Origin of the sequence: Paenarthrobacter sp. YJN-D, from assembly GCF_015040335.1 — a bacterium.
GTDB classification, from domain to species: domain Bacteria; phylum Actinomycetota; class Actinomycetes; order Actinomycetales; family Micrococcaceae; genus Arthrobacter; species Arthrobacter nicotinovorans.
Genome location: NZ_CP053549.1, coordinates 3,742,032 through 3,762,594, shown reverse-complemented (window position 1 = coordinate 3,762,594; position 20,563 = coordinate 3,742,032). Strand labels below are relative to the sequence as shown.

The following is a 20,563-nucleotide window of genomic DNA, read 5'->3' as shown; positions in this document are numbered from 1 at the left end:
GCCCCCGTTGTTGAGTCGGTCCAAGGATTTGAGACAGTCCGTGGATGGGATTGAGTATGCCAGTCGTCAGGCGGTGAAGGCGAGGTCCCGCGCGTGCAGCCTGTGGAGGAGCGGTTCGCCGCGCGCCACCCGGCGGGCCTCTTCGATGGTGCTCACCGCCATCCGCTCCAACTCCGTCCCCAGTGAACCCGCCAGATGCGGTGTCAGCAGCACGTTGGGATGCGTGTAGAAGCCGGAGTCAGCCGGGAGCACCCAAGGTGTGGTGACGTCCAGGATGGCGTACAGGTCTCCTTGCTCAACGCGCCGAAGCAGCGCGTCCTGGTCCACCAGTTCCCCGCGGGCCGTGTTGATGAACGTGGCCCCGGGCTTGAGGCCGGCGACCAGTCCTTCGTGAACCAGATTGCGGGTGGACGGGAGCGACGGCGCGTGGAGGCTGACGATATCGCAATCGGCCACCAGCTCTTTCAGGCTGACGCGTTCGACGCCGAGGGCGGCCGCCTCGGCGTCGTTGAGGAAAGGGTCGGCCACCGCGACCTGAAGGTCGTAGGCCTTCAGGAGGCGGATCACGTGCCTGCCGATCCTCGAGGCCCCGATGATGCCCACGCGCTTGCCGAAGTTGCCCATGTCCGGAAACACATGGTCGGGCTCGATTTCCACCCTCTCTGTGTGGAGCTTGCGGGCGATCTGCAGGACGCGCTTGTTGGCCAGTAGGATCATGGCCACCGTGTATTCGGCCACGGGGATGGAGTTGGCATCGGCCGCCGTGCTGACGTGGATACCCCGCTCCCAGCACTCATCACCCACATGGTGTTTGACTGTGCCTCCGGCGTGGAGAATGTGGCTCAGGCGTGGGGCAGCGCCCAAGGCCGCGGCATCAAGTTTCGGGCAGCCCCACCCTGTGATGAGTATGTCCGTGGCACCCAGAATTTCCAGGGAACGCTGCGAGGTGAAATCACCCATGGGCGCCGGGCTGAGGAGCTTCAGCCCGGGACCCAGGGAATCCAGCCGCCGGGCCGGGAACACCCGGTTCACGACGCCGGGACCCATGGCGAGCGCGACATTCAGTTCGGTGGTGGTCACTTGACGCTCCCGGCAGTAAGTCCGGACTTCCAGAAGCGTTGCAGCAAGATGAAGGCAACGAGCAGCGGAATGATCGAAAGAAGCGAGCCTGTAATGACCATGGGCGTGAACTCGGGCTGCGGTACCGAATAGCCCTGCCAGATCGAGATACCGACGCTGACGGGGAGGAGTTGCTGGTCCTGGAGCATCACCAGGGGGAGCATGAAGTTGTTCCATACGCCCACGAACTGGAACAGGGCGATGGTGATGTAGCCGGGCATCATCATGGGCAGTCCCAGGGAGAAGAAGGACCGGATGGGACCGGCGCCGTCCATACGCGCCGCCTCGAGTGTTTCGGCGGGGACGTAGCTGGCGGAGTAAACCCGCGCCAGGTACACGCCGAAGGGGTTGCACAGAACGGGGATGAGGACAGCCCAGACGGTATTTGTCATGCCCACCAGGGAGGCCAACAGATACATGGGCAGCACAGTGGCGGTGTTGGGGATCAGGACACCCACCAGGACGAAACCGAACAGCGAGTCCTTCCAGCGGAATTGGAACTTGTCGAACGCATAACCGGCCATGACGGAAATCAGGCTGCCGAGGACCGCTCCAACGCCGGCATACATCACAGAGTTGCTCAGCCACCGGAAGAACAGGCCTCCGTCCTGCTGGGCCACGTTGGCGATGTTCTCGAACAAGGAGAAGTTCCCCAAGGCGTAGGCGCTGGTGCCGTAGAGGTCTGCGGCGTTCTTGGTGGAGGCGAACACCAGCCACAGGACAGGGACCACCATGTAGGCGGAGCCAATGAGCAGGAGCCCGTTGACTGTGAGCTTGCTGGCGAATCCTCCGCCACGGTTGGACATACCCCTGGTGAATGCGGGGCCTCCTCGGCGGTGGCCCTGCTGTGAAGGAGAGGTGCTGCGGGGGCGGGAGAGTGTTGGGGTGCTCATGATTTGTTCATCCTGGAGCTGAGGCGGGTGACGGCCAGGGACAGGATTGCTGCCAACCCGGCAATGATGATGGAGGCAGCTGCTGCCTGGTTGAGGTTGTGGCGGATGAAGGCTGCGTCATAGGCCCACAGGTTGGGGACCCACGTGCTTGTCACAGACGCTGTCGCCTTGGAGATGATGTTCGGCTCCGTGAACAGCTGCAAGGTGCCGATGATGGTGAACAGCATGATGACGCTCAAGGCCGGAAGAATCAGTGGGAACTTGATGCTTACCGCGGCTCGGATTTCGCCGGCACCGTCCACCCTGGCGGCTTCCAGGATCTCCCGGGGAACGGCCTGCAAAGCGGTGAACAGGATGATCACGTTGTAGCCGGTCCACTCCCAGACACCGATGTTCACAATGGACGGAAGCACCATGTGGGAGTCAAGGAAGTTGATCTGGATCCCGCCGCCCTGGAGTGCCTGGACCAGCGGGCTGATGCCCGGGGTGTAAAGGTAAGCCCAGATCAGGGCAGCGATGACGCCGGGAACCGCGTGCGGCAGGAATACCAGGAGTTGGAAAAGCTTGCGCGCCTTGGCCACCGTTGCATCGAGAAGGAGGGCAAAAACAACGGCTCCGCCTACCATGCAGGGAACGTAGATCAGGCAGTACAAGCCCAGCCTGGCGATGCCCTCCATGAAAGTCTCGGACTGGAAGACCTGCACATAGTTCTCGAGTCCTACAAAGACGGTCTTGGCTTCCCCGAACCCCAGCCCGGACTTCTGCTGCGAGTGGAAACTCAGCACGAGGGAATAGATCACCGGTGCGATCATGGCGATCACAAAGACCGCAAAGAAGGGGACCAGGAACAGTGCGGCAGTCCGCCCGCCGGTTCCTGCCAGTGCGCGGCCTTGGCGGCGCACTGTGGTGGTAAGGGCCTGGGTGGCCATGGGATTCTCCTAGCTTGGAGGGGGCCTCCGCGGAGGCCCCCTGCCGGTGTGGCTTCTTTGTAGAGAGCTGCCGAACGCCGCCGGACTACTCTTTGACGGACAGGCCGGCTTGTTTCAGGCTCGCCACGGTGGCGTCCTGGGCGGTGTCGATGGCGTCGTCGATGGTGCCGCCGGTGGTGAGTTTTCCGTAGGCGTCTTTAAGCGCGGTGTTGGTGATGTCCCAGTTGGGACCCCACTGCCAGCCCGGGGTGATGTTTCCGTACGCCTTGTTGAAGACCTCGTAGATGTCGTTGCCGAAGTAGCTGGAGTCGTAGGCCTTCTGCGCAACCGGCGTCAGGCCCGGGAAGGCGAGGAACGCTGAACCTGTGTTGCCGCGCGCCTTGATGGCGTCCTGGTTGGTGGTGAGGAACTCCACGAATTTTGCGGCGGCTGCCGGATTTTTGCTGCTCTTTGTGACGTTGAAGCTGGATCCGCCATAGAAGGCTCCGGATTCATTGCCCCAGGTGGGGAGTTCGGCTGCGATCCACTGGCCTTTCTGGCCGCTGGCTTCGGTGCGCTTCTGAATGCCTGTGGCGCTCCAGTTGCCGCCCAGCACACCAACCACCGTGCTGTTGGCCAGGTCCAAGCTCCACTCGTCGCTGTAGGCCTGGCTGACCTTCACGATCTTCTCGTCAATCAGCTTCTGCCAGTAGCCCGCCACCTTCTGCGTGGCCTCGTCGTTGACGCCCACCTTCCAGCTGTCGCCTTCGGTGCCGAACCACTTGGCGCCGGCCTGCCAGGCCAGTCCCGCGCTCGCCGCTACCTCGTTGGGGTTGAAAGTGGCCAGATAGGAGTCGGGCGCAACGGCCTTGAGCTTTTTGCCGGCCTGTTCGAAGTCATCCCAGGTCTTGGGGACCTCGACGCCGGCCTTGTCCAGCATGTCTTTGCGGTACCACATGAGCATGGGGGCTGCGTCGTACGGAAGGGCGTAGGTCTTCTCACCGAACTGGACCAGGGCCTTGGTTTCGTCCGTGAGCTTGTCCACGGTTTCGGCCTTGTTGATCAGGCCGTCGAGGGCAATGACCTGGCTGTTGCTGACGAACTGGGGCAATTGCGGATATTCGATGGTGGCCACGTCCGGGCCGTTGCCCGCTGTGATGGCGGTGGAGAGCTTGGCGTACCCGCCGTTGGCGCCGTTGGGTATCGTTTCGAAACTGACTTTGATCTTGTCCTGGCTGGCGTTGAACGCTTCAGCCACCTTGTCCATACCGGCCAGGGACGACCAGAAAGTGATGGACCCGGAGGGATCGTCTGCAGGTGTGGGAGCGGCTGATGTGCTGGGGCCGGTGCCGCAGGCCGTGAGCAGCAGGGTACTGGCGGCCAGGCCGGCCATCCCTGCGAACAGGTGACGACGCTTCATGGTGTTCTCCTTTGAAGACTTGCGATGCGAAGGGGGCATGTGGTGGAGGCCACACGGCGATAGGTTCATGTAAACCCCAAGTTCGAACATCTTCAATATTTCAAACAAATTCAAACATTTGATGCCCGCGGTTTTGCCGAAAGGCAGGGAAATTGCCAGCAACAGCCAAAGGCATTCTTGTTTGAACGAACAGAAATGCTGGACTGTGCTTACTCCTCGCTGCTATGAATTCTGGACACCCGAACGGCGGCTACTCAAAAGCCACTACCCAAGAACAGGGATTCCCATGGAGAAATCGAACATCAGCAGACGGTCAGTCCTTCAAGTTGGGGGAGCAGCGTCGCTCGCCGCGGCCATCGGGCTGGCAGCCGGCCAGCCGGCGTCGGCGTCCGCCCTCCTGGGATCCAAGCCAAAGGCGACCGAAGTCCTGGACCTGGGTCCCGGCGTCGTACAGTTCTCCCTCATGAGCGGGCTGCTGGTGGGCGAGACACTGTACATAGGTTCTCGAAACCTCGATCCGGTGCGGATCGTGGCCTTCCATGTACCCAGCGGCAAAGTCTCCGGCGTGACCGAACTGGAAAACGGCTATGCCATCCAAACTCTCGCTGCCGACGCCTCCGGACGGTACCTGTATGCAGGCGTGTTGCAGAACGCTGCAGGTCCCAAGCCGAACCTGTTCCGCTGGGACCTTTCCACCCCGGGCGTGAGAGCCACCCCGATCGGACGCATCGGTGACCGCGACGTACGTGATCTCAGCGTGGCCCCCAACGGACGCCTCTACGCGGTGGGTGGCGGAAGCGGCACGGCCCCGGCCCTGTGGGAATACGATCCCGCCACAGGAGCAGTCACCAACCTGGGCGTTCCGGATGCGGGCGCCACCTTGGCCCGCGCTGTCGCGGCCACCGATTCCACTATCTTCTTCGGCGCCGGCAGCACCTTGAACGGAGGAGGCAGCGCCAGCCGCGCTTGCCTCTACGCGTACAACCATGCCGCCAAAACGTTCGCCAACGTCACCCCGGCGGAGATGGTCGCAGACCCCAGCATCCGCGACCTCGCGATCGTCGGAGACAAGGTCATGGTCAGCTCGGCAGCTTCGACGTCCACGTCCAAGATCGCGGCCGTGAGCGTCACCAATCCGTCCTCCTATGCCTTGGCTGCATCCGAGGGAAAGACCGCCAAGAACTTCGCAGCAATCGGTGACAAGGTCTATTTCGCCAACGAAGCCGGGCTCCTGGTCTATTCACTGTCCGCCAATTCGGTATCCGCCGTCTCCTACCAGGGGCCGTTCCTGGGCGAGATTTGGGGCGTTGACGCCCTGAACAGCAAGGTTCTGGTGACCTCCGCGTTCGGATTCGTAGCCGAGATCGACCCCGCTAGCGGGTCGTACAAGACCACCGACCTAGGCGAGGCCGGGGCGCCGTCGGACGCGCAGGAAGTCATGGGACTGGCAGCTGGAGGCGGCCTGGTCTACGTGGGCGGCAACGGGGTCATCTCACGCCGATCGTTGAAGACCGGACAGGTCACCAACATGACGGTCCCGGGTGAAGCCAAGGACGCCGTGGTGGTGGACCAGGTGCTTTACACCGGCCAGTACAGCTCCCAGGGCATCTGGAGCTATGACCCCCGCAGCGGTCAACCGATCAGCCAGGTGGCAAAGTTCTCCGCCGAACAGAACCGGCCCCTGGATGTCCATTGGGACGAGGTGAACAAGCTGGTCCTGGTGTGCGCCCAGGCTGACACCGAGGGTGGTGGCTCGTTGTGGACCTACAATCCCGCCACCGGGAAGTCGGGATTCTTCCTCAACCCCGTGGACTCAGTGCAGTTGGTGCGCGCAGTAACAGCGCGCGACGGCGTCGCCTACCTTGGCGGGGGACGGCCCGGTACTGAAGGTCCAGGTACCGTTGTGGCGTTGAATCCCGTAACGGGCAAGGAACTATGGCGGCTCGATCCCGGATTGGGTGCCGGCGTGTCTGCACTGGCGGTGCAAGGCAGATACCTTTACGGGATCGTTCGCACGGGACGTGTTTTCGTCATTGACCTGCCAAAGCGCAAGCTGATCCACCAAGCGGACATCAGTCCGGTCTGCACCGGGTTCGCCGCGCTGGTAACCAACCGAGGCGCTGTTTACGGTGTCTCGGACACGGACGTGTTCCGCTTTGATCCCAAGACCTTCGAGGTGGCCACAGTGGTGGCAGGCATCGACGGCGGCTGGTACAGCGGCTCCCACATCACCAACGACGAAGACGGGTACCTCTACACGATGCGTGGCCGGAACGTCGTACGGATCGACGACCACCCGCGGCGGTAGTGGATGGCGTTGTGGGGCCCGCTCTGCGCGCTCTGGCGGGTGTTTTACGCGCAGAGCGGGCCCCACAACGTTCGTTTATGCTTGTTTGAACATTTGGATTCCGGAAGAGGACTGGCATGCTCAGCGGGGAACGCCACGAGAAGATACTCCGTGAACTGGAGCTTCGCGGGACCCTGACCGTGAACGACTTCGCCGAAAAAAGCGGCCAGTCCACCATGACTATCCGCCGGGACCTTACCCAGCTCGCGGCTCAGGGCCTCCTGCGCCGGGTCCACGGTGGTGCGGTCCGCATGGTGGTGGAGCGGCCGGGGGACACGGTCCACAGGCGCGCACGCCAGCCGCTGGCTACCCTCGGACTCATAGTCCCAACCACCGGCTACTACTTCCCTGAAGTCATTCGTGGCGCAGAAGCTGCGGCCAGGGCCCTGAACGCACGCCTCATCCTAGGCGTCAGCAACTACTCCGCGGAGGACGAGCTTCGCCAGCTCCAGCGCATGGTGGCCAACTCCGTGGACGGGATCCTCCTGGCGACCGCGGGCCCCCTCGAGCCCGGTTCGCCGACGTTTGACCTGCTGTCCGGCGTGCGGATCCCCGTGGTGCTGGTGGAGCGCTCCAGCCGGGTATTCGAGTCAGTGATGTCGGATCACGGCTATGGCGCTGAACTGGCCATGGAGCACCTCGCGTCTCTGGGACACCGCAGGATCGGGCTGGCTGTTGCCACCAGCGCTACGGCCCCCTGGCTCCGTGAAAGCCATGAGCGGATGGTGGCCAAGCTGGGTCTGGAAACGGATGCCCCCGTCATGGAGTATGACCGTTCAGTGGTGGGCGCGGGCAACAACCAAAAAGAGTTCAAGAAGTTCCTGAAAGATTGCCGCCGCACCGGAACCCACGCTGCGCTGGTCCTTCCCGATGAGGAAGCCATCACGCTGATCAACCTTGCTGAGGAATCCGGAGTCAGTGTGCCCGAAGACCTCGCCATCGTGGCGTATGACGACGAAGTGGCCGACCTCGCTCCGGTGCCGCTGACGTCCATCGCACCGCCCAAACGGGACGTCGGCCACGCCGCGGTGACCATGTGTATGGAACGCCTGGCAGGAAAGCCCGGGGCTGCAGTTTCGCCTGCCCTCCGCCGCGTAAGCCTCGCCCCCAAGCTGATCATCCGGGAGTCCACGGCGTTCGGGGAGGATGCGGAGTAGGGGGTGAGGAGGCCACTGATACGGCAGAACGCAAGATAGGGCCGAGAACTCGCTCCGGCTGGCAGGACCAGAAGAGAACAGAAGCGTTCGACGGCGGGTACGCACCCGCCGTCGAACGCTTCCGTTTTTGGACTAGTTCCGGATCATGTCCAGAACGGCATCCCGCATGCGTTCCATGAGTTGCGCATTCCTGGCTTCGACATTGAGCCGGAGTAGTTCCTCCGTGTTTGAGGCCCTGAGGTTGAACCACCATTCGCCTGACTCGTCGATCACGCTCAGCCCGTCCAGGTCATCAATGCGGATGCCCTGCGATTGATCATAGGTTTGGCACACGTCCGCAATGGCTTGGGATACATCCGGAACGGTTGAGTTGATCTCGCCGCTGGCCGAGTACGGCTCGTACTGCCGTGCCAGCGTGGAGAGGGGCGCTGATTGCCCGCCCAGGGCAGCAAGTACGTGCATGGCTGCCAGCATGCCGGTGTCTGCGTTGTAGAAGTCGCGGAAGTAGTAGTGGGCCGAATGTTCTCCACCGAAAACAGCGTCCTCTTCAGCCATTCGGGCCTTGATGAACGAGTGGCCTACCCGGGTTCGGACTGGCCGGCCACCGGCAGCCTGAACGAACTCGGGCACCGACCGGGACGTTATCAGATTGTGGATTACTACCGGGTTGCTTTGGCCCGTTGCTTGAACCCTTGCAATCTCCCGCACAGCGATCATGGAGGTTATGGCCGACGGTGTTACTGGTTGCCCGGTCTCGTCCACAACAAAGCAGCGGTCTGCGTCGCCGTCGAATGCCAACCCCAGGTCAGCGCCGTGGGCAAGCACGGCTGCTTGCAGGTCCCGAAGGTTCTCCGGTTCCAAGGGGTTGGCAGGGTGGTTTGGAAAAGTACCGTCCAGCTCGAAATACAACGGGACGATGGTCAGGGGCAAGGCCTCCAGAATTTCGCTGCCCAACACCGCGGGAACTGTCAGGCCGGCCATGCCGTTCCCGGCATCAACTACAACCTCTAGCGGCCGAACGTCCGTCAAGTCCACGAGCGAACGCAGCTTGAGCGCGTAGTCACCAAGGACATCGAGCGGTGCAACGGTCCCCGCTGATTCAGCCTTGGGAAACCCGTGGTCCAGATATCGCTGGGCAAGGTCCCTGATATCGAAAAGTCCCGAGTCGGAAGAGATGGGAACGGCTCCGGCCTTGGCCATCTTGATTCCGTTGTACTGGGCAGGGTTATGGCTTGCTGTGAAGATGGCACCAGCCGCGTTCATGGCGCCGCACGCAAAATAGAGCTCGTCGGTGGCAATGAGTCCGAGATCGTACACATCGGCGCCCCGGGTTGCGGCGCCCTGTGAGAACGCAGAGACGAACCCCTTGGAGGACGGTCGCATATCTCCGCCGCAGAACACGGTCTTGCCCGCAAGGCCCAGAACATCCACGAATGCGGCCCCAATGGCTTCTGCGACTTCATCGGTGAGGGAAACCCCCACCAAGCCACGGACGTCGTAGGCCTTGAAAGATGAGGAAAGATCCATTGTTCTCCTTGCGGGCGCGCTCAGTGATAGGAAGCAAACGGCTTGTGTTGGAAAAACAACACTATCAGGTAGGTTGGCGGGCCATCCTTACAGGACCTCAGCGTCGGCCGAAGTCAGTATCTGTGTACGAGCCGACGCCTCGGGCATGGCCGTCGGCACAGCCGCAGTTGTTGTCAATTTCAAGACGAACGGCCACTGGATCGGAGGCACCAATCGTGAGATCAACATGGTCACCCTTGGTTGCAGAAACCCGCAGGGTACGTTCTTTTGCTGAATCGATCTTTGCTGAAACGGGGGACATGGCAGTCCTTTCGATGGTGGTGGGTTCTCTAGGTTGGAGGGAGGGCGGGTCAGCCAATGGCATCCAGCACACCGCGAACGATGGTTGCTGCTGCTCCCAGGTAGGCCAGGATAATCAGGAGAATCTGGGCGGCCCTGGTGGATACCCGCTTGGAAGCGAGGTCACCCAGGACGAGCCCGATCAAACAGGCAGCGGCGACGGCCAGCCACATTGTCATCGGCAGGACCGGCAACGAAGCTGGTGCGGTCACCGCTTTGGAAACAAGGGACAGCGCCCCGATGGTAAAGAAATAGGGCTGCATCGTGGCGGCGAACGACTTGTGCTGCCACCGGGTAGCCATGGAGTAAATGCTCACGGCTGGTCCTCCTACTCCCGCGGCAGTATTCATGAAGCCGCTGAGGCCGCCGGCGGCGAAGAGATAACGACGACGCTGGGGTAGGACGGCTGACTTCATGACCAGCAGGACTGTCAGGCCTGCGGCAAGGGTCACGCCGATTGAAATCTCCAGGACCGACGGCGGAAGGTACCGGATGAGGAATGCCGCGGGGACAATCCCTAATAGCGCCGAGGCAGCCAGCGCCATGTACCTCTTCCAGTCGATGTCCCGCATGACGCGGAAAATGATGGCGCCGGCCGTCACGGCTCCGCAGACGTTGACCAGCACCACCCCTTCGACGGGGCCGAGGAGAAGTACCAGGAACGGGGCTGCCACCAGCGCGAATCCCATGCCGGTAATGCGTTGCATCCCGGCACCCACGACCACTGCGCCCAGAACAAGTCCCGTAGTCAGCATTTAGGGCTTCCAGGCCACGTACTGGACCTCCTCGAACTCTTCGAGGCCAAGGCTTGATCCTTCCCGGCCCAGTCCCGACTGCTTGGCGCCGCCCATGGGGGCGAAGGCCACGGATGGGAGGGGGTCGTTGACTCCCACAATGCCTGCTTCCAACTGCTCCGGGATGTCCCAGCCACGCTTGGGGCTGCTGCTCCAGATGTAGGCGGCAAGTCCCATTTCGGTGGCATTCGCCTTCCTGATTGCTTCCTCTTCCGAGGAGAAAGTGAGTACCCCTGCCGCGGGGCCGAAGACTTCCTCGCTCACCAAGGGTGCGTCATCGGGAACATCGGTCAGGAGCGTGGGCGCCATGAAGGAACCCTCTCCCGGAACGTGGGTACGTTCGGTCAGGCGGCGGGCTCCGCGGCCCAGGGCATCGTCCACCAGGGCCTGCACAGCGGCGACGCGCTCGGCGTCAATGACGGGACCAAGGTCCGGGACAGGTGTGTCACCGTCGGGAACTCCATGTCCTATGGTCATGGCATCAAATTTCGCGGCAAGCTTCCGGCCGAATTCGTCCGCGATGCTGTCTTGGACCAGGAACCGGTTAGCGGCGACGCAGGACTGTCCTGTGTTGCGGAGCCTTCCGAGCACTGCCCCCTCAACGGCGGCGTCCAGGTCTGCGTCCTCGAAGACGATGAACGGTGCATTGCCGCCAAGTTCCAGCAACGGCCTCACCACACGTTCTGACGCAGAAGCCATGATCTGACGGCCCACACCGGTGGAACCAGTAAAACTGACGGCGCGGACTGCGGGGTGCTTGAGCAGGGCGCCGGTGATTTCGCGGGAAGGACCGTGCACCAGATTGATCACTCCGGCGGGGAACCCGGCATCGTGCAGTATCTCGAAAAGGCCGGTCGCGGCAAGCGGTGCCTTCTCGGAAACACGGCCAACCACGGTGCAGCCGGCGGCGAGCATGGCAGCGAGTTTGCGGGCCTGGATTGAAACCGGAAAATTCCATGGGGTGAGGCTAAGCGCGACTCCAATGGGCTTGCTGGTGCTGAGGTGTCGACGGCCCCGCAGCTCGGGTGGGCTGACAGTGCTTGTTGCGCGGCGTACTTCCTCGGCGAACCAGCGGAAGTATTCCACTGAGAAGTCCACTTCGCCTTGCGCCTCGGGGAGTCGCTTGCCGGCTTCCAACGCCAAGGTATGCGCCAGTTCGTCGCGGCGTTCGGATAAGAGCGCAGCAGCGTTGCGGAGAAGGTCGGCGCGGGTGCGGGCCGTTGTGCGGGACCAGTCGCCGAAAGCCTCGGCAGCGGCGTCACCGGCTTTGCCCGCGTCCTCAGTGTTTCCCCAGGCCACCTCGCCCACAGTGCCCCCGTTTCCGGGGTCCGTCACGTTCTTGAATGTTCCGGCAGAGTGCCAGGTTCCGTTAATCAGGTGTTGCGCTGATTTCAGGTTCACTTTGTGTTGCCTTTCGTTGGCTGATTGAGGTGCGCTGTCCCGCGACCGGAGTGGAGCCTTATCCCTTGCTGGCACCGGCGGTAATGCCCGCAACGAAGTAGCGCTGCAGGAAGACATAGGCCACCACGACGGGAAGCGATGCCAGGATGACGCCGGCGAACAAGAGCGGGTAGTTGGTTTGGAACTCGCCCTGGAAGCTCAGCAATGCCAATGGAAGGGTTCGGTTTCCGGGGGACTGGATGAACAGGAGGGGGTACAGCAGCTCATTCCAGTGGATGACGAACAGGAAGATGGCAGCAGCAGCTATCGAGGGTGCCGAGAGCGGGAGTGCAATGGACACGTAGGTCCGCCACGGTCCGGTGCCGTCAATGGAGCAAGCCTCATAGAGCTCTTTGGGCAGCGTACGCATGAACCCACCCAGGATGAATACGGCAATGGGCAAGGTGGACACGATGTTGGCCACAATGAGTCCGGTGAGGTTGTCCAACAGGCCGATGCGGCCGAACAGCACGTACAGCGGCACCATGTTGGCCTGGGCCGGGATGGCCATTCCCAGGACAAGGAATCCGAAGATGGCCCACGAGGCGAAGCCCCTCAGCCGGGCCACAGCATAACCAGCCAGGCTGGCAATGAAGAGCGTTATGGGAACGGAGATCCCGGTGACAATGACGCTGTTCAGGAAGGACGAGCCGAGGTCCTGGCCGCCGATGACTTCCGCGAAGTTGTCGGGCGCGAGGGATTGGGGAAGGCTGAAAGGACCCTCGAAGAGTTCCTGCGTTGACTTGAAGCTGCCGAACAGGACAACGGTGATGGGGACGATGATGATGACCGCGTAGATGGCAAGGATTCCGCGGCGGCTAATGGATGCAAGCATGCTGTCATTCCCCCTTCGGGGTCAGACGGAGCAACCGGCGTTGCAGCCAGGTGACCAAGGCGATCATCCCCATGAAGATGATTGACTGAGCGGCGGCATATCCGAACTCCGAGTTGGCAAAAGTGCTGTAGATGCGGGTGGACAGGATGTCCAGGGAACCTTTGGGCGGGTTGCCCGCGATCCCCAGGATCAAGTCAAAGGCCTTGAACGACTGGACCGTGGTGTAGGCGACCACGATGGACGTGGCCGGGGCAACGAACGGCCAGGTGATGGACTTGAACTGCTGCCATTTGTTGGCGCCGTCCATCTCGGCCGCTTCATACAGTTCACGGGGAATGGATTGGAGGCCGGCGATGTAGACCACCATCATCTGGCCTGCGTGGAACCACACTTGCGTTACTGCAACCCAGTACAGCGCTTGGGAATTGTTACCGAGGTATGAGCCTTGAAGGCCCTCCAGACCGATCGCGCCCAGAGCGGAGTTGGCGAGACCGAAATTGGGGTCGTAGATGAACTTCCAGATGAAGGCCACGGACACGGAGGACAGGATGGTGGGGAAGAAGAACAGGGCGCGAAGCACTACGTTTCCCCGTGAGTTCTTTGTCAGCAGCAGCGCAAGCAGCAACGAGAACACCGTTTGTGCGATGACCACCAGCAAAACAAACTTGAGGTTGTTGGTCAGCGCATTGGTGAACAGCGAATCCTTGGTAAATGCCCGGACGAAGTTGTCCACACCCACGTAGTTGAAGGCTGCCGAGAATCCATTCCAGTCCGTGATGGCGTACTGGAATGCCTGCAGCGTGGGCATCACCAGGAAAAAGGCGATGATTGCTACCGCTGGCAGCGGGAACAGGTACAGCGCAGGGTGCACCCGGGTAGGGGACCGGCGCTTCTTCGACGCAGCGTCGGTGGTGCTGTCCGGCGCCTTTCGCTTGGCAGCCGTTCCGGTATGGGTGCTCATAGCCGTTCGTCAACAATCTTCTGGGCTGCTTCAGCTGCTTGCTCGGGACTGGTGCCGGAGATGACCGCCGTAGCGCTGGCTTCGACGGCGTTGCGGACGTCCAGGTTCTGGAACTGGAACCGGGCGGCCAGGGCCGTTTTCTTGTCCAGCCATGGACTCAAACGCTTGAGGTCGGCGTTGGTGTACTCAACGTCTTTGACGGACACATGCTGCGCGGTCTGATTGGCGTAGTAGCCGGCGTTCTCGGGTTCGGAAAGGAAATCAATCCACGCTGCCGATGCCGCCTGGTTCTTGCTCGCGGAATTCACGCCCAAGATGAACGTGGCGTTGTAGACGCCCTCAAACTTGGCGTTGCCATCCGTGGACGTGTTGGGGAAGACCAGTTCGATGGGGAACTTTGCACCCAGATTGCGAACGGCCGCAATGTGGTAGGAACCAGTGGCCAACATGGCAGCTTTGCCCTGGGAAAACAGGTTCTGCGCAGGCTCCACCGCGGTGCCGGTGGCGTTGGGTTGAAGGTAGGGGGCCAGGTCCTTGTACTGGTTCAACATCTTGATGAACCAGTCGTCCGTGCATTTGAGCTTGCCCTGCTCTATCTGCGAACACATGTCATCTACGGGTGCATTGTTGGCGATCATGCAGTTGAACAGCTGACCGCCGTTTCCCACATCACCACCGGGCCATGAGAGAGCAACGACGCCGGACGCGGCAAGTTTTTCGCACATGCCCAGGAAAGCGTCCCAGTCCTTGGGTGCCAGTTCCGCGCCGGCCTTGTCAAAGAGGTCCGTGTTGGCCATGGGCATGGGGAAGACCACCTGATAGGGCAGACCCAATTGGCTGTCCCCCGATTGTCCGGCTGTCAGCAGACCCTTCTGGTAGTTGCCCACAGCTTTGCTGTTTTTCAGTTCCGTGTAGATCCCTGCTTCACTGAAATTGTTGAACTGCGCGCCGCGGAAGGTGGCAAATGCGTCACCGATGGCAGCCCCCCGGACCTTTTGCAAGCCCTGGGCGTTGTAGTCGTTGGACGTGGAGATATCTTGGATCACCTCTACGCCGGAGTTCTTTGCAACGAATCGCTTGATGAGTTCGTCGAAGACAGCTTTGTCCTCGCCGCGCCAGTGGGCAAAGGACACTTTGCCGGTGATGTCACCTGTTGCAGGAGCGGCCGGGCCCGTGGCGCCACCCGGGGCGGTGGAACCGCCCGGACCTGCGCATGCTGCGGCGGTTGCGCCAAAACCCAGGGCTCCGAGAACAGCCATGGCCTGCCTGCGTGAAATCTGACTCACAATATTCTCCTCATTGAGTGTTGCTGTGCCTAGTTATGGGGGACCGCGACGGGGCACCCGTGATGCCCCGAAGGATCAGGCGGTGGTTCGCTGTGCAGAGACCACTTCGTCCACCACAGCGCAGAGCCGCTGCAGACGACTGACTGCGTCAGTTGACAAAGATTCGACGACGTCGGGTGAACCGATGCAGGACGCCCAGACTGCGCGTCCGGACAGGAACCCGCTGGCACCTTCCAAGCAAGCCCACCGGACGGCGTCAGGGAAGATTTCTTCCGGTACGCCCGAAGAAAGTACTACCCATGGACCGTTGATGGCCTTGGTAAGTTCGGCGCAAGCAGACCGCACCTCTGATTCGGAGGCCTGGCCCTTGAAGGGGACCTCGGCTTTATAGAGATCGGCGCCGAGATCGCCCAGTTCCTTGGCGGCGGCCAGAATACCGGCATTCCAGTCGAAGTCGCCTCCTGCCAGCGGTTTGCGGGAAACGGGTTCGATGATGCTGATGAGTCCGGCGGATTTGCAGCTTTCCACGAATTCGCGGACCATGGCCACCCGTTCTTCGGCGCCTTCGTCCGGGCGGTAGAGAACCAGCAGCTTGAGGGCTGTGACGCCCAAGGCGGCGTACTTCTTGGGATCGACCAATTTGTCTATTGTCACTTCGCCCACAAGCTCTCCGTGGGCAGACTCAAAGTGGTCGGCCGAAGCGATGAGCCCGCAGCCGGGGGCAACCACCTTGGCTTCGATGGCCGCGTCAAGAGCGAACTGGCGATCAATGAGGACGCCGGAAGCGTAAGGAGTGAGGATTCGGGCAGCTGCGAGCTTGAAGTCGCGGAGGTCCTCGTCAGTTACCGCTTGGTCTGTGTGCTCAGCGAACATATTTCTCATGGCTTCGCGCTGGTCAACGGCGAGCATGGCGAAGGCACCGGACGGGCGCTGGAGGGTGGAAAGGTCTGTGTTGCTCATGGGCTGCTTCTTTCAGCTAGGGGGTGGGATTAGCGGTGAGGACAGAGGTGATGGTCTCGCGGGGGATCATGGAACGCCCATCCAGGCCTGCACAGGAAGCCGAAGCAATGCGGCCAGCGAACGACGCGGCCTCTGCAATCGGTAGTCCTGCTGCCACAGCCGCGAGGATGGCGCCGTGGTAGACGTCGCCAGCGCCGAGCGTAGAGACGATGTCAGCAGGGGTTGCGGGGACGTGGAAGGGAATACCGCCCCGTTCAAGGCCCCATGCTCCCTCCGACCCTGCGGTGGCCACCACGGTAGTAGCACCGTCATCGATGGCTTTTTGGACGAGGGCTTCAGGTTTGAGGTTGGCTCCATATATTGCCTGCAGGCGTTCGATGGTGGGCACGTACAGCTCAACGCCCTTGGGGCTGAAGCTTGGAATCGGGTTTCCGGCGTCCACGCTGATCCGTAAGCCAGGCAGACCAGCTACGGCATTCCAGCCCAAGTGATCCACGTGGACCCACTCCGCAACATGCAGGAGTTCATGAAAGCGGCTGCCGGCAGGAAAGCGGATCGGCGGTACAGGGCGGGTGACGATCGCCCGGCTTTCGGTAGCCTTGCTGACAACAATCACGCTCGCGCCTGTGTAGACATGAGGGTCACGGATGACAGCTGAAGTGTCCACGCCTTCAGTTTGGAGTCCTACGATGATCCGGTCGCCCGCTTCGTCCGCGCCGAGAACGCCGGCAAACGCAACCTTGGCACCTGCGCGGGCTGCGGCTACAGCGGCTGTGGCTGCGGGTCCGCCACCTGCTGTAGCGAAGTCGTCGGCTATGGTCCGGCTGTCGGCGGCAGGGTATTCCTGCACGAGGGCGATGGAGTCCAAAGTGGCACACCCGACGAAGAGCAGTGTTCCGGATGACGGTTGGGGCACGTTCCACCTCGTTGTAGTTGGGTTGGTAGTGAAAAAATATACACACGCTATGTGTGAAAAACAACACATTCGGTATAGTGATGTTCGGGATGCAACGTCAGTCCCCTTCACTCAACGCTGAGAAACGGAGCAGTTCATGTCATTGCCTTCTGGAGAAACGGTCCCAACCATTCGCTATGGCCTCATCGGCGCCGGTCATATGGCCCGCGAACACGTCCGGAACCTCGCACTGATTCCGGGAAGCCGAATCACCGCGGTCTCCGACCCCACTCTTTCCTCCCTTGAAGAGACCTCGCGTGAAATCGGCTACGAAGTACAGACGTACTCCTCACATCAGGACCTGCTGGCATCAGGGCTCGTGGACGCACTGGTGATCGCCAGCCCCAACGACACGCACTTGGGAATCCTGAAGGACATCTTTGCCAGCGGCACCAACCTGCCCGTTCTGGTGGAAAAGCCGGTATGTACCAGCGCTGAGCAGGCTGATGAGCTTGAGACTCTGGCGGCTGGTTACACGGCACCCGTCTGGGTGGCAATGGAGTATCGCTACATGCCTCCGGTGCAGGAAGTCATCCGGGCCGCACATACCGGCAAGCTGGGTAATATCCGCATGCTATCGATCGTGGAGCACCGTTTCCCGTTCCTGCATAAAGTGGATGCTTGGAACAGGTTTGCCGAGCGCACCGGCGGGACCTTGGTGGAAAAGTGCTGCCACTTCTTTGATTTGATGCGCCTCATCCTGCAGGACGAACCCACACGCGTCTTCGCCAGTGGTGGACACGATGTCAATCACTTGGATGAGGTGTACGACGGACGGGTATCGGACATGGTGGACAACGCATACGTGATCGTTGACTTTGCGGGCGGGCGACGCGCAATGCTGGAGCTGTCCATGTTCGCCGAAGGATCCAAATTCCAGGAACGAATTTCCATTGTGGGCGACTCGGCAAAAATTGAAACGCTGATCCCCGTGGCAGCCAACCACTGGATTGAGGGAGACGAAAGCGAAGCGACCGTCGAGTTCAGCCCACGTTCGCCGCTGGGTCCGGAGAAGCATGAAGTTCCCGTGGACGAAGCGGTCTTGGCTGCTGGGGCGCACCACGGTTCGACTTACTACGAGCACCTCGGCTACCGGAAGGCCATTCTGGGCGAGGGGCCTGTGGAGGTATCCGTCGCCGATGGCCTCCAATCAGTGCGAATGGGCCTCGCTGCGGAGCGCTCCATTGTTGAAGGCCGACCCATTGAGCTGGTCGCTGCGCAAGTCCTTGCGCAGAAGTAAGTAAGATTGTGTTGGAATTACAACACTTTCCCACGCCGATGAAGGGGCTGGGGGTGTCAGGAGAGGGGAAGCCATGAGCATCGCACGAGAAGAGGCAACGCTGACACCGCGGCAGCAGACCATTCTGGACGAGCTTGGCAGGCGGGGGTTTCTTTCCACAGCGGACCTCGCCGGCACATTTGACGTGTCGGACATGACCGTCCGCCGCGATACGCGTGCATTGTCCAAACTCGGACTGGTCAAGGTGGTTCATGGCGGCGTCAGTGCCATCGAAGGCCACGGCCAGAACGCCGATTTCGCGGCCCGCGTCCGGGAAGACGCTGATGCGAAACAGAGGGTCGCGAAAGCCTGTGTGGACCTGGTCTCCGAGCGCGATGCGATCATCCTGGACGCCGGAACCACTACCTACCAGATTGCCCAGGAGCTCCCAGCCGCTTTCATGGGGACGATCATCACCCATTCCGCTCCCGCCATACAACGATGCCTGCAGCTGACGTCGGCCCGGACCATATGTCTCGGTGGCGAACTGTTGTTGGACAGCCAGGCTTTCAACGGACCCATGACTGTCAACGCCGTTCAGGGGCTTCGTGCGAAGACGGCTTTCATCGGGGTAAGCGGGATCCATGATGAGGGTTTCTACATTGAACGGGATGTGGAACGTGCAACGAAGCTGGCCCTGATGGCCTCCGCTGAGCAGGTTGTGGTGGTTGCGACCCACCAGAAAATGCTTCGGTATGCGCTCGCTCGACTGGCTGCATTTGAGGCCGTAGATATTCTCGTCACCGATGCGCCCCCACCCCGTGAGGTTGCTGCCGCCTTGTCGGCTGCAAATGTCCGTCTGATCGTCGCTGACTGACACCCGCTTACCAGGTACGGATTTTCCCGGGGCGTCCTAGTCCTCTAGCCACGGCACTTTCTGGGCGCGTGTGGCCTCAACATCCCCGCCGACTTTTGAAACGGCCGATCCCCAACAACCTCTTGTTTGAAAACGAACTTAACCTGGTGGAATTCCATCACCTTGGCTTAGCATAAGAACAGGCCCTACCTCTGGTGGCCGCAAATTTATTGAGGAGATGCACATGACGTGGTTGAACAGCGCCGCTCACGCACGTTGGCTCGAAGCAGAAACAGACCGGCTTATCAATTTCGCCTCCGGCTCGAAAGTGCCGACGGGCTTTGGCTGGCTCGACAACTACGGGAAGGTCATGACCGACAAGCCGACCCATCTCTGGATCACTGCCCGTATGATCCATAGCTTTTCGGTTGCGGCATTGATGGGGCGCCCGGGTGCCGCGTCCATGGTGGACCATGGCATTGCCGCGCTCAATGGGGTCTTCCGTGATGATGAATTCGGTGGATGGTTCGCCGAAGTGGACGAAAACGGGCCAGTGAATGACACAAAGTCCGGCTATCAGCATTCGTTCGTGCTCTTGGCCGCAGCGAGTGCCGCCGCGGCCAAGCGGCCCGGCGCCCGGGAGTTGCTGGACGAGGCATTGCACATAGCGGACTCGAAGTTCTGGGACCACGAAGCCAACATGTGCTTCGACTCATGGAACCGGGAATTCACGGAAACTGAGGCATACCGGGGTGGAAACGCCAGCATGCATTCTGTTGAGGCATACCTCATCGTCGCCGATGTAACCGGCGAAAGCCGCTGGATTGAGCGGGCACTCCATATCGCTGAGGTGCTCATCCACAAATTTGCACGCAACAACAATTACCGGGTGTTCGAGCACTTCGACCCTGAATGGAACCCGATTCCGGAGTACAACACCGACGACCGTGCCAGCCAGTTCCGCGCCTATGGTGGAACGCCTGGCCACTGGGTGGAGTGGGCCAGGCTTCTCTTGCATCTCCGCGCCGGCCTGGACGCTCGCGGCATGGACGTTCCTGGGTGGCTCATGGAAGACGCGAAAGGACTTTTCGCCGCTGCGATCCGCGACGCGTGGGAGCCGGATGGCCACCCCGGGTTTGTGTACTCCGTTGACTGGGACGGCAAGCCCATTGTCACGTCCCGCATTCGCTGGGTGCCGGTCGAAGCAATCGGCGGCGCGGCCGCGCTGTACATGGTCACCGGAGACGAATCATATGCCGAGTGGTACGAGCGCATCTGGGACCACGCACGGGACTGGTTCATCGATTACGAGCACGGTTCCTGGAAACAGGAACTGGACGAGCAGGGCAACGTCGCGTCCACCGTCTGGTCGGGCAAGGCTGACATTTATCACCTGTGGCACTGCCTTGTAGTTCCGCGACTTCCGCTGGCTCCCGGCCTCGCTCCGGCAGTGGCGGCAGGGCTGCTGGACTCCCGTCTCCGGGCCGTGCAAGGACAATAGCGGACCGCTGCCGGATCTCTTCGAACCGGACCATAGGCTGCTGCGT

At 61.3% G+C, this 20,563-nt stretch carries 18 protein-coding genes; 5 read left to right on the top strand and 13 right to left on the bottom strand.

Features of this window, described 5'->3' with window-relative positions; translation table 11 throughout:
• Positions 1-66 precede the first annotated feature (66 nt).
• The 4 genes from HMI60_RS17430 to HMI60_RS17415 form a co-directional block, all read right to left on the bottom strand.
• On the bottom strand, positions 67-1,080 hold the full coding sequence (locus HMI60_RS17430; RefSeq protein WP_193590092.1) for a hydroxyacid dehydrogenase: 1,014 nt from the start codon (positions 1,078-1,080) through the stop codon (positions 67-69).
• On the bottom strand, positions 1,077-2,012 hold the full coding sequence (locus HMI60_RS17425) for a carbohydrate ABC transporter permease (protein ID WP_193590091.1): 936 nt from the start codon (positions 2,010-2,012) through the stop codon (positions 1,077-1,079). Before HMI60_RS17425 ends, HMI60_RS17430 begins: the two co-directional genes overlap by 4 nt.
• Positions 2,009-2,941 carry a carbohydrate ABC transporter permease gene (locus tag HMI60_RS17420; protein ID WP_193590090.1) on the bottom strand — a complete coding sequence of 311 codons (933 nt, stop codon included), beginning with the start codon at positions 2,939-2,941 and terminating at the stop codon, positions 2,009-2,011. Before HMI60_RS17420 ends, HMI60_RS17425 begins: the two co-directional genes overlap by 4 nt.
• Positions 2,942-3,026: 85 nt before the next feature.
• On the bottom strand, positions 3,027-4,340 hold the full coding sequence (locus tag HMI60_RS17415; RefSeq protein ID WP_055972739.1) for a sugar ABC transporter substrate-binding protein: 1,314 nt from the start codon (positions 4,338-4,340) through the stop codon (positions 3,027-3,029).
• A 286-nt stretch (positions 4,341-4,626) separates the two neighbouring features.
• On the opposite strand from HMI60_RS17415, the gene HMI60_RS17410 reads away from it, so the two are divergent.
• Together HMI60_RS17410 and HMI60_RS17405 are read left to right on the top strand one after the other, a co-directional pair.
• On the top strand, positions 4,627-6,648 hold the full coding sequence (locus tag HMI60_RS17410) for a hypothetical protein (RefSeq protein WP_193590089.1): 2,022 nt from the start codon (positions 4,627-4,629) through the stop codon (positions 6,646-6,648).
• 116 nt (positions 6,649-6,764) lie between these two features.
• The gene (locus HMI60_RS17405) at positions 6,765-7,844 is read left to right on the top strand and encodes a substrate-binding domain-containing protein (protein ID WP_079581923.1); all 1,080 of its coding nucleotides are present in this window, start codon (positions 6,765-6,767) and stop codon (positions 7,842-7,844) included.
• Between the two features lie 132 nt (positions 7,845-7,976).
• Here the strand turns inward: HMI60_RS17405 and HMI60_RS17400 are convergent, their stop codons facing one another.
• The 9 genes from HMI60_RS17400 to HMI60_RS17360 form a co-directional block, all read right to left on the bottom strand.
• Complete coding sequence (locus tag HMI60_RS17400) at positions 7,977-9,371, bottom strand: phosphomannomutase/phosphoglucomutase (RefSeq protein ID WP_193590088.1); 1,395 nt, start codon at positions 9,369-9,371, stop codon at positions 7,977-7,979.
• A 97-nt stretch (positions 9,372-9,468) separates the two neighbouring features.
• Positions 9,469-9,672, bottom strand: coding sequence for a hypothetical protein (locus tag HMI60_RS17395; RefSeq protein ID WP_193590087.1), 204 nt, complete (start codon positions 9,670-9,672; stop codon positions 9,469-9,471).
• Positions 9,673-9,721: 49 nt separating this feature from the next.
• Positions 9,722-10,465 carry a sulfite exporter TauE/SafE family protein gene (locus HMI60_RS17390; protein WP_189076264.1) on the bottom strand — a complete coding sequence of 248 codons (744 nt, stop codon included), beginning with the start codon at positions 10,463-10,465 and terminating at the stop codon, positions 9,722-9,724.
• Complete coding sequence (locus HMI60_RS17385; protein ID WP_189076263.1) at positions 10,466-11,905, bottom strand: NAD-dependent succinate-semialdehyde dehydrogenase; 1,440 nt, start codon at positions 11,903-11,905, stop codon at positions 10,466-10,468.
• Positions 11,906-11,963: 58 nt separating this feature from the next.
• Positions 11,964-12,779, bottom strand: coding sequence for a carbohydrate ABC transporter permease (locus HMI60_RS17380; protein WP_024818275.1), 816 nt, complete (start codon positions 12,777-12,779; stop codon positions 11,964-11,966).
• 4 nt (positions 12,780-12,783) lie between these two features.
• Positions 12,784-13,740 carry a carbohydrate ABC transporter permease gene (locus HMI60_RS17375; RefSeq protein WP_193590086.1) on the bottom strand — a complete coding sequence of 319 codons (957 nt, stop codon included), beginning with the start codon at positions 13,738-13,740 and terminating at the stop codon, positions 12,784-12,786.
• Complete coding sequence (locus HMI60_RS17370; RefSeq protein WP_189076260.1) at positions 13,737-15,026, bottom strand: ABC transporter substrate-binding protein; 1,290 nt, start codon at positions 15,024-15,026, stop codon at positions 13,737-13,739. The genes HMI60_RS17375 and HMI60_RS17370 overlap by 4 nt, the downstream gene beginning before the upstream one ends.
• Before the next feature lie 75 nt (positions 15,027-15,101).
• Complete coding sequence (locus HMI60_RS17365) at positions 15,102-15,986, bottom strand: aldolase (RefSeq protein ID WP_189076259.1); 885 nt, start codon at positions 15,984-15,986, stop codon at positions 15,102-15,104.
• Positions 15,987-16,002: 16 nt separating this feature from the next.
• Complete coding sequence (locus HMI60_RS17360) at positions 16,003-16,902, bottom strand: carbohydrate kinase family protein (protein WP_189076258.1); 900 nt, start codon at positions 16,900-16,902, stop codon at positions 16,003-16,005.
• 136 nt (positions 16,903-17,038) lie between these two features.
• On the opposite strand from HMI60_RS17360, the gene HMI60_RS17355 reads away from it, so the two are divergent.
• The 3 genes from HMI60_RS17355 to HMI60_RS17345 all read left to right on the top strand — a co-directional run bounded on the left by HMI60_RS17355 (position 17,039) and on the right by HMI60_RS17345 (position 20,517).
• Positions 17,039-18,181 (top strand): Gfo/Idh/MocA family protein, encoded by a 1,143-nt coding sequence (locus HMI60_RS17355; protein ID WP_189076257.1) that lies wholly within the window; start codon positions 17,039-17,041, stop codon positions 18,179-18,181.
• A gap of 73 nt (positions 18,182-18,254) precedes the next feature.
• Positions 18,255-19,037, top strand: a complete 783-nt coding sequence (locus HMI60_RS17350; RefSeq protein WP_189076256.1) for a DeoR/GlpR family DNA-binding transcription regulator — start codon at positions 18,255-18,257, stop codon at positions 19,035-19,037.
• Between the two features lie 223 nt (positions 19,038-19,260).
• On the top strand, positions 19,261-20,517 hold the full coding sequence (locus HMI60_RS17345) for an AGE family epimerase/isomerase (protein ID WP_189076255.1): 1,257 nt from the start codon (positions 19,261-19,263) through the stop codon (positions 20,515-20,517).
• Positions 20,518-20,563 lie beyond the last annotated feature (46 nt).